Here is a 1,851-nt window from a genome sequence, read left to right as displayed (position 1 = left end):
CGGCCGTCGACGCGGTCGGGCCTGTGCGCCTACCAGCGGTACCAACGCCCACGACGGCCGCCGGCCCTGGGACCGGTTCTGCCTCCTCGTCTCCTGACCCACCCGCGGGTGCCCGAACACGACGCAATCGCGCGGCCGCACCCTGGCGCGCCGCAGAGCGAAACGGCTTTATTGGCCATAAGGTGCAAATCTGACGTCGCGATCCCCGGCGCGAGGAGGCGTTGCCGTCGTCCTGGGTTCCTCGGTCAGGCCCGATCCCGGAGGGTTGATGTCGTCGCTGCACCTGGATGACGCGCTGCTGCTGTTTCTGGCGCTGTTCGCGCTCTACAGCCCGGTCGCCGCGCTGTCGTCGTACCTCCCCCTCGTGGACGGCTACACCCACAAGGAGCAACGCCGCCTCGCCTGGGGCTTGTTCGTCAACGTCAGCGTGCTCATGCTCGCGGCGCTGTGGGTCGGCGAGCCGCTGCTGGAGCTGCTCGGCATCAGTACCGCGGCGCTGTCGGCCACCGGCGGCATCGCGCTGCTTCTCGCGGCCGTCCCGATGATGATGGGCACCACCGCTCCTCCGCCGACCACTGCGACGTCGACCACTGCGACGCCGGGCACCAACGAGGCCGAGACCGACGGCGCGGCCGTCGCGGCGGCCCGGGGCGACGCGGCGAAGACCGTGGCGGCCAAACCGCCCTGGCGGTCGATCGTGTTCACCCCTCTGACGTTCCCCCTCACGTTCGGCGGGACGACGTTCGGCTTCTTCGTCGCCTACCGCGCCGAGGCCCCCGGCTGGGTCGCCGCCGTCGGCCTGACCGTCGCCGGGTTCGCCTACGCGGCGGTGACCGGGCTGACCTTGTACGCCTCCGGGCACGTCACCCGCCGCGTGTCGCCGGCCACGGCCGCGGTCCTGGAGAAGATCGCCGGGATCCTCCTGGTCGCCATCGCCGTCACCCTGCTGGCCAGCGGCGGTACCCGACTGGTCACCGACGTCCTGGACTCACTGTGAGGACCCGCATGCCACGCAACCGTCCCGCCGCGGCGAGGACCGCCCTCAGCCTGGTCGGCGCCGCGCTCAGCCTGCTCGCTCTGACCGCCTGTGCCGACGACGACGGCACAGGCTCCTCCCGGCCCCCGTCCGCAGCCGGGGCGTCCGGCGCATCCGGCGGAGCGGGTTCGGTGAACTGCGCCGCGCCGGCGCCCGGCACCTCCCAGGACTCCTGGTTCGCGCAGTGCGGTCCGGCACAGACCTCCGGCCCGGCGGACACCGCCCCGGTGGGCGGCTGGGTCGCCCTGCCGAACGGCGTCGCCGTCTCGATCGCCCGGGTGGAGCCGGTCCCCGCTCCCGTTGCGGCGCAGCCCGGAACCACCCCCGTGCTGGTCACCCTCACCGTGACCAACCGGTCCACGGCCCCGTACCCGACCTCGGGCATCGCGATCCGCGAGATGGGCCGCGTCGACGGCACCCGCGCCACGCCCGTCACCCATCCGCAACTCCCGCAGCAGGAACTCCCCGCCACGATCGCTCCCGGACAGAGCGCTTTCACCCAGCAGCTCTTCGACGTTCCCGACGCCCTGCGCGCAGGCTTCCGCATCATCGTGGCCATGACCCCGGAGCCGTCCGCACTGCCGGACGCCACCTTCACCGGCACGTTGACGGCGTCGTCCACCTCCACGCCATGACGCAGGCCCGTACCAAGTCCTCTCCGCGAAAGGCGCCTTCATGACCAGCACCGACACCGGCCCCGCTCACGGCGTGCATTCCGAAGTGGGCAGGCTGCGCAAGGTCCTGGTCTGCGCGCCCGGCCTGGCGCACCGCAGGCTGACCCCCACCAACGCCGACGAGCTGCTCTTCGACGACGT

The 1,851-nt window shown here is 72.5% G+C and carries 2 protein-coding genes and 1 pseudogene; all 3 read left to right on the top strand.

The window, feature by feature from the left end; all coding sequences use genetic code 11:
- Nucleotides 1–268: 268 nt before the first annotated feature.
- Nucleotides 269–997, top strand: coding sequence for a MarC family protein (locus tag AB0C36_RS43065; RefSeq protein WP_358365262.1), 729 nt, complete (start codon nucleotides 269–271; stop codon nucleotides 995–997).
- A gap of 8 nt (nucleotides 998–1,005) precedes the next feature.
- On the top strand, nucleotides 1,006–1,671 hold the full coding sequence (locus AB0C36_RS43060) for a hypothetical protein (RefSeq protein WP_358365260.1): 666 nt from the start codon (nucleotides 1,006–1,008) through the stop codon (nucleotides 1,669–1,671).
- Nucleotides 1,672–1,711: 40 nt separating this feature from the next.
- Nucleotides 1,712–1,851: pseudogene (locus tag AB0C36_RS43055) on the top strand (arginine deiminase); the annotation flags it as partial.

Origin of the sequence: Streptodolium elevatio (assembly GCF_040649515.1) — a bacterium.
In the GTDB taxonomy this organism is placed as follows: Bacteria; Actinomycetota; Actinomycetes; order Streptomycetales; family Streptomycetaceae; genus Yinghuangia; species Yinghuangia elevatio.
This window is presented reverse-complemented; position numbering and strand designations above follow the sequence as displayed.

Coding starts and splice junctions, on each gene's coding strand:
- AB0C36_RS43065 (WP_358365262.1), top strand. CDS start 269: ATGTCGTCGCTGCACCTGGATGACGCGCTGCTGCTGTTTCTGGCGCTG.
- AB0C36_RS43060 (WP_358365260.1), top strand. CDS start 1,006: ATGCCACGCAACCGTCCCGCCGCGGCGAGGACCGCCCTCAGCCTGGTC.